We start from the raw sequence: 7,676 nt of genomic DNA on the forward strand, positions 1-7,676 counted from the left end.
ATTAGGGGACGATTACATGTACAAATAACAGTATGCTTAATTAAAATAGTGAAATGTAAGGAGTGAGGAATAAGTGCTAAATATTTTAGTAGTTAATTTTCCAGCAGAGGGACATGTAAACCCTACATTAAATTTAGTAAAAGCCTTTACTGAACGAGGGGATAATGTACATTATATTACAACGGCAAACTTTAAGGGTAGAATTGAAGATTTAGGAGCTACTGTACATACTCATCCGGATCTATTAAAGGGGATTTCTATTGATGCTGAAACCTCATCTGGGTTAAATGCTTTCTTTCATGTGCATGTTCAAACTTCTTTATATATATTAGAAATTACGAAACAATTAAGTGAAAGCATAAATTTTGATTTCGTAATTTATGATATATTTGGTGCGGGAGAGTTAGTAAAGGAGTATTTAAAAGTTCCAGGTGTAGTGTCCTCACCTATATTTTTAATTCCTTCAGAGTTTTTGAAGACATTACCTTTTCATCCAAATGCAGATATACCATTCCAACCAGAGAAGATCTCTGAAAAATTATTAAACCAGATGGAACATGAATTTGGAGTAAAACCAAACAATAATCTTCAATTTATGAATAATAAGGGTGATGTTTGTCTCGTATACACAAGTCGTTATTTCCAACCTAATAGCGAATCATTCGAAGAAAATAACATTTTTATTGGACCGAGTATTTCAAAGCGTAAAACAAATATAAAGTTTCCATTGGAATCACTTAAAGAAAAGAAAGTTATTTATATTTCAATGGGAACACTGCTTGAAGGACTCGAACCATTCTTTAATACTTGTATTGATACTTTTTCAGATTTTGATGGGATAGTTGTAATGGCAATTGGTGATAGAAATGATATTTCTAAAATTAAGAAAGCACCAGATAATTTTATAATTGCTCCATACGTACCTCAATCAGAAATATTAAATGAAGCAGATGTTTTTATTACACATGGTGGTATGAATAGCGTACACGATGCCATTCATTATAATGTCCCATTTGTAATAATACCGCATGATAAAGACCAGCCAATGATAGCGCAAAGATTAACTGAGCTTGAAGCGGCACATAGACTATTGAAAGAACATGTTAATGTGCACACTTTAAAAGAGGCCGTAACAGATGTTCTTTCAAATGAAAAGTATAAACATGGTATAAGAAAACTTAATGATAGCTTTTTAGAATGTGGTGGTTCAAAAGAAGCAATTGCAGTTATTGAATCTCTTTTAAATAAAGTAAAACTTTAATCGATAGGGATTTTACTACCCATAAATAGCGGGATAAATAGTCGTAACTGTATACAAGCAAATTGTACAGCAGTATTTGCATGTAAAAAAGCAGTATCAAAAACGGGAACAGTGAGATCATTTTGGGAGATGAGTAAAGGTATTTCAGTACAGCCTAATAATATACCTTCAGCGCCGTTTTGAATTAATGATTTTGTAATTTGTAATAGCTTTTCTTTAGATGTTTCTGAAATGATCCCTCTACTTAATTCATCTAATATGACATGGTGGATAAAAGTTCTTTCCTCGTCATTTGGGATAATTGTCTCAATGTTATATTTCGCTAATCGTGATTTATAGAAATCTTGCTCCATCGTTTGTTTTGTTCCTAATAGTCCGATACGTTTTATATTCTGTTCTACCATTTCTTTAGCACTTACATCACCAATGTGAAGAAGCGGGATAGATATTGCTTGTTCTACTTCCTCGGCAAATAGATGTACGGTATTTGAACACATTAATAAACATTCAGCCCCAGATTTTTCAACTTTCTTTGCAACTGTAACTAGTTCATTTTTCACTTCTTCATATTGATGGTTTTGTAATAAAGTAGTTACTTCACCAAAGTCCATACTATATAAAACTAACTTTGCATTTTGATCGTATTGAGAGAGTGTAAGTGTATTAATATGTTTATAGTATAAAGATGTAGATTCCCAACTTAATCCTCCAATCAAACCAATAACTTTCATAATGCATTCCTCCCGAAACGATTTTGAATTTATTATTTCATAATTCCGATAAGAATACAATGTTTTAAATGATCTATTTAACAAAAAATAAAAATAGTAAGAAAAGTGTTGAAATTTACATTCTTTAGTGCCATAATACGAATTACAAATTAATACTTATCCAGAGAGGTGGAGGGAACGGCCCTAAGAAACCTCAGCAACCCCTATGCAATTTTATAGGAAGGTGCTAATTCCGCAGAGGACACGATGTGTTTTTTGAAAGATAAGAGGATTCTTGAACGTGACAGAAAATGACCTCTTATGTAAGAGGTCATTTTTTTGTTGTATAGAAAGAGAGTGTCGATGCATAATTCATTTTTAAATTAAATATAGAGTAATAAAAGTTGACTAATATGAGAGGGGAATTGTCATGAACAAATTATCAACAAAGTTAGTAGTAGCAATCGGTATTGGAGCAGCATTATACGGGATATTAGGGCTTTGGGGATTTTCTATTGCACCGAATACATTTATTAAACCAGCATTAGCTATATTAACTGTTTTTGGAGCATTATTTGGTCCAGTGGCAGGACTGTTAATCGGACTTATCGGTCATACCGTAACAGATACGATTGCTGGATGGGGGATTTGGTGGGGCTGGGTTATTAGTTCAGGAATTATTGGTTTTTCAATGGGGCTTATTCAAAGAAGAGTTGGTTTTAGTGTGAAAAACGGGTCGTTTAACAAGGGGGATATTTCTTATTTAGCAATTACTGGGCTAGTTGGTATTGTCATTGCTATTATATTTGCTGGGGCATTCGATATTATTGTGATGGGAGAACCATTTGACAAAATTGTTATACAAGTATTAGGCGCAACAATTTCCGATGTCATCGTTTTCTTAGTACTTGGATTGCCACTTACAATTGGTTTGGCGAAATCCAATAAGAAACATACACATTTAAAAATTGAAAAGTAGGGATGTTAACATGCAACCAATTATTTCGTTTGAACAATTCACCTTTCAATATTGGCATGCTGCGCAGCCTACTTTAAGTGATATTACCTTTCATATATACCCTGGGGAAAAAGTGCTAATTGCTGGACGAAGTGGTTCAGGCAAGTCGACATTAGCTCATTGTATAAATGGGCTAATCCCATTTTCTTACGAAGGGACTAGTACAGGTAACGTTTTAATTGCCGGTAAAGACCCGAGGGAAGGAAGTATTTTTGAACAAAGTAAACAGGTAGGAACAATTTTGCAAGATCAAGATGCTCAATTTATTGGTCTGACAGTAGAAGAAGATGTAGCTTTTTATTTAGAAAATGAATGTGTAAAGCAAGATGATATGAAAAAGATTGTTTCGGACTCATTAAGAAAGGTGAAGATGCATACGTTTCATAAACAAAGTCCACATGAATTATCAGGAGGTCAAAAGCAAACAGTTTCCCTTGCTGGTTTATTAACAACAAATGCGGATATATTATTGTTCGATGAACCGTTAGCAAACTTAGATCCACTAAGCGCCATACATACGATAGAACTTATGAAAGATATACATGAACAATATAATAAAACGATTGTTATTATCGAACATAGGATAGAAGAAATTTTAAAACTGGATTTAGACAAAGTTATATTAATTGATGAAGGTAAAGTCATTGCGATAGGAACACCAAAAGAAATCTTAGCGTCAAATATATTACCACGTATCGGCTTAAGAGAGCCTATTTACATCGAAGCATTAAAGAGATTACATTTTGATAGTAATAATGACGTAATATATCCAATGGAAAACCTTCAAAAAGAAAAGGTAAGCAACGTTATAAAAGAGTGGATGGAGAAACAAGTCATATTAAAAGGGAATACTAAAAACAAGGAATTACTTAAAGTGGAGAATTTATCATTTTCATACTCTAATAAACAAAAAGTATTAGAAAATGTAAACCTTTCAATATATGAAGGAGAAATTGTGGCACTGTTAGGACATAATGGAGCAGGGAAATCAACATTAGCTCATAGTCTTATAGGCATAAACAAAATGAAAAATGGGAAAATCTTGTTAAAAGGTGAAGATATTAGTTCTTGGTCTATTCGTAAACGTGGGGAAATCATATCTTACGTGATGCAAAATCCAAATCATATGATTACACAGCCTACTGTTTTTGAAGAAGTTTCATTTACATTAACATTACATAATTTTTCTAAGGAAGAAATTAAGAATAGAGTAGAAGGAACTTTAAAAATTTGTGGTTTATATCCATTTCGTAATTGGCCAATTCAAGCACTAAGCTATGGGCAAAAAAAGAGATTAACAATCGCATCTGTATTAACAACAAATCCTAAACTTATCATATTAGATGAACCGACAGCGGGACAAGATTATTATCACTATAAACAATTTATGTCTTTTATTAAAAACCTAGCTAAAAAGGGTATTTCATTTGTTTTTATCACTCATGATATGAATCTCGTACTAGAATATGCAGACCGTGCAGTAGTTCTACATGAAGGGAAAATTATTGCGGATAATACAGTGTTTGATGTATTAGGCGATCAAGAAACGTTACAAAGAGCCAACTTAAGAGAGAGTTCTTTAACCAAGCTTGTTAAATTTAGTGGGATTGCATGTCCAGAAAAATTTATGGAGCTTTATTTAGACAGTAATAGGAGGGAGGAAGGTGCATAGTACATATTTTCATCGTATGGATGGGGTAGTGAAATTGTTTTTATTTATTTTTTGTATGACGCTTACTTTTTTGTTTTTTGATTTTCGGGTGTTGCTAATATTATTTATTATTGGGTGTATCGGGCTCAGCATTGCTAAAATTCCATTTCGTAAAATTTTAATTGTTTTTAGTGTCATATTTACATTTAGTTTATTAAACTCTGTCATGATTTTATTGATTACACCAACTCATGGATCTGAATTAACTGAATCATATACCGTGTTTTTACATGTTGGATATGCAACGATTACATATGAAACATTATTTTATGCAGCTACACTTTCATTAAAGTATTTTACGTTATTACCATTTACACTTCTTTTTATTTACACGACAGATCCAAGTGAATTTGTAAGTAACTTAAGTAAACTGGGTATTCATTATAAGATTACTTATGCAATAAATATTGCACTACGTTATATTCCTGACATCCAGTCTGAGTATAAAATTATTAAACACGCGCAAGAAGCGAGAGGAGTGGCTTTTGAAAAAGGAGAAGCAAGTTTATGGGTTCGTATGAAGAACCGTGTTTTAATTTTCTGGCCACTAATCATTCATTCTCTAGAAAGAATAGATACGGTTTCAAATGCAATGGATTTAAGAGGATTTGGAAAGAAGGATAAACGTACATGGTTTTATACAAGTAAGGCGAAACGTGAAGATTTCATCGCTTTATTTGCCGGTATTTTCATATTTATTGTTGCGGTATATTTAAAATTAAACGTATTTCAAAACTTTTGGTATCCATTTTAAAGCACTCTTTAAACGAGTGCTTTTACTTATTTTTATGTAGACATGCTCAAAAAAGGGATATACACATAATGTATAATACGAACCAGTTAAAATGATCAACTACCTATTAGTTTTCAAACCAAAAGGAGGAGAAAATATGAGTTACGGTGGTTCTTGTGGTTTTGGTGGAGGTTTCGCTTTATTAGTTGTGTTATTCATTCTATTAATAATTGTAGGATGCAGCTGCTGGGGCGGAGGATACTAATTTTTAATTAGTCTTCACAAATGTAAACTAAAAAAACATTGAAGATACTTATGTATCGAAACAAATAAAAAAGGAGCGACTATGCTCCTTTTTTATTTGTTTTAATGTGTATTCTTACTATATTTCGGGAACGTAATCGTTAAAGTCGTTCCTTTACTAACGATACTTCTGATTTTTAAACTTCCATGCATCGTCTCAATAATCTTAACAGCAACCATTGTACCTAAACCAGTTCCTTTTGTTTTTGTACTAAAATACGGTTCACCGAATCGATGTATTTGCTCCTGTGACATTCCAACTCCGCTATCTTCAATTCGTATTTCAACTTTACTATTATTGATGGATGAGGAAATATTTAAGGTACCACCATTAGGCATTGCTTCAATACTATTTTTTATTAAGTTTAAAAAACATTGTTGAAAGTGCTGTTTATTACCAACAATGGTTGCCTCAGAAAAATCCTGTGTAATATGTATCGTATTCATATTACACAATGGCAATATCATATTAATAACTCGATTTAACTCTTGTTTTACTGAAATTTGATCTAATTTTTCTGGAGCAGGTTTGGCAAACGTTAAGTAATCATCGATAATTTCTTGGGCACGATTTAACTCTTCAAGTATATGTTTAATATATTCGTCTCTTGATTCGGGAGTTAAATTTGGTGTTTTTAAAAGCTGTGTAAATCCTTTTACAACCGTTAAGGGATTCCTTACTTCGTGCGATATACTTGCAGCGAGTTGGCTAACAATCTCCATTTTTTCCATTTTAATTAATTTTGAGCGCATTAATACAGCATCTTTAATAACTTCATTTATATAAACAATAAATAACATTAAAGTAGTCGGTAATACCATGAAATAAATAATATACAAATTATTCACTTCAAAATCTGATAAGGTTATTACAATTAAAGTTGTAAATATTGCTAGGAAAAAGGTTAAAAGCATGGAAAAAGCTACTTTAAGTTTTCTATTATATGTATTAAATTTTGAAGATGCGAGTGCTGTAACGATGAACATTATTCCGTAAACAACAACTGTCAACATGTTAAAGCCATAAAATAAAAATCTCGTAATTAATAAAATTGCAAACAATATGATACCGACAGGGAATCCACCATAAAGCGTACCTATTATGACCGGAATTTGTCTTAAATCATGAATACAACTTTCATCCATATAGATAGGGTATCGCATACATAAAATAAGCGGGATACTAGAACAAAGGGTGATCAGTAGTATTTTATATTTCTTTAAATAGTGCCGGCTATCATATATGAAATAAAAAACAAATATACTACATAAAATGTATAGAAGATTATTTAACACGTTTTGATTAATATAAACAAAGTCCATAATATTTGCCTCGTTATTCTGAATTTCCTTTTCATATGTATTATACATGATAACATGTGTTAAGGTGAATAAACCTTGTTAATAGAAGATTTATTTGGATTTTGGTTATAAAATGCAAACATTAGCTAGCCAAAGCTACTTTTACCAAAAATTTTTTACTGGTTCTTCCTCCGTCCAAGTCTGGATGGAGCTTTTTTCTTTTTTGGTAACTCAACAAAATTAGCAGGATTTCTAGAAATAATATTTTGTTTAACTGCTAGATTTAAAGCTGTTTTTAGTATTCGATGCAATTATTTGAAATACCATTATCTAGTGTTAATTTATAGCATTTTTGAATGTGCATAACATTTAATTTATGAAGTGCAATTATTCCTATACTAGGTATAACATGGTGGTTTATATTGCTATTATAAGAAACTTTTCTATACTCACCCTTTTAATTTCTAACCACTGAACCATATAGTCTTTTAAACTAAGCTTAGTCGGCTCCACAAAAGCCCCTTCATTTGAAGTGCACCCCAATTGTTAGACACAGTCTAACAATTGGAGGTGCATTTTTTATGGCTAAATTTTCTTCAAAAGAAAAAATCCAAGCGGTGAAACGATATTTAGATGGT

The 7,676-nt window shown here is 31.8% G+C and carries 7 protein-coding genes, 1 pseudogene and 1 riboswitch; of the genes and pseudogenes, 5 read left to right on the plus strand and 3 right to left on the minus strand.

The annotated features are described in order from the left end of the window. The first annotated feature begins 73 nt into the window (after window positions 1-73). Window positions 74-1,261 (plus strand): macrolide family glycosyltransferase, encoded by a 1,188-nt coding sequence (locus MR143_RS13845; RefSeq protein ID WP_000932162.1) that lies wholly within the window; start codon window positions 74-76, stop codon window positions 1,259-1,261. On the opposite strand, the gene MR143_RS13850 is transcribed toward MR143_RS13845, so the two are convergent. Then, a complete protein-coding gene (locus MR143_RS13850; protein WP_242280804.1) occupies window positions 1,258-1,992 on the minus strand; it encodes an aspartate/glutamate racemase family protein in 735 nt (244 codons plus the stop codon). The genes MR143_RS13845 and MR143_RS13850 overlap by 4 nt on opposite strands. Before the next feature lie 153 nt (window positions 1,993-2,145). Further along, window positions 2,146-2,261: riboswitch (SAM riboswitch) on the plus strand. A gap of 140 nt (window positions 2,262-2,401) precedes the next feature. Here MR143_RS13850 and MR143_RS13855 point away from each other — a divergent pair. From MR143_RS13855 to MR143_RS13870, 4 genes are all read left to right on the plus strand, one after another. After that, window positions 2,402-2,950, plus strand: a complete 549-nt coding sequence (locus MR143_RS13855) for an ECF-type riboflavin transporter substrate-binding protein (protein ID WP_001038213.1) — start codon at window positions 2,402-2,404, stop codon at window positions 2,948-2,950. A 10-nt stretch (window positions 2,951-2,960) separates the two neighbouring features. Next, entirely contained in the window at window positions 2,961-4,661 is a 1,701-nt protein-coding gene (locus MR143_RS13860) for an ABC transporter ATP-binding protein (RefSeq protein WP_001182529.1), read from the plus strand. Continuing rightward, window positions 4,654-5,454 carry an energy-coupling factor transporter transmembrane component T family protein gene (locus MR143_RS13865; protein ID WP_000556378.1) on the plus strand — a complete coding sequence of 267 codons (801 nt, stop codon included), beginning with the start codon at window positions 4,654-4,656 and terminating at the stop codon, window positions 5,452-5,454. The genes MR143_RS13860 and MR143_RS13865 overlap by 8 nt, the downstream gene beginning before the upstream one ends. 136 nt (window positions 5,455-5,590) lie before the next feature. Beyond that, window positions 5,591-5,698, plus strand: coding sequence for a YjcZ family sporulation protein (locus tag MR143_RS13870; RefSeq protein ID WP_000120182.1), 108 nt, complete (start codon window positions 5,591-5,593; stop codon window positions 5,696-5,698). Window positions 5,699-5,799: 101 nt separating this feature from the next. On the opposite strand, the gene MR143_RS13875 is transcribed toward MR143_RS13870, so the two are convergent. Both MR143_RS13875 and MR143_RS33200 read right to left on the minus strand, forming a co-directional pair. Then, a complete protein-coding gene (locus MR143_RS13875; RefSeq protein WP_199717852.1) occupies window positions 5,800-7,059 on the minus strand; it encodes a LytS/YhcK type 5TM receptor domain-containing protein in 1,260 nt (419 codons plus the stop codon). Between the two features lie 147 nt (window positions 7,060-7,206). Further along, window positions 7,207-7,566 (minus strand): annotated as a pseudogene (locus MR143_RS33200) (site-specific integrase); the annotation flags it as partial. Window positions 7,567-7,676 lie beyond the last annotated feature (110 nt).

The sequence above is a fragment of the Bacillus cereus group sp. BfR-BA-01347 genome (assembly GCF_022663835.1).
Lineage (GTDB): Bacteria > Bacillota > Bacilli > Bacillales > Bacillaceae_G > Bacillus_A > Bacillus_A thuringiensis_K.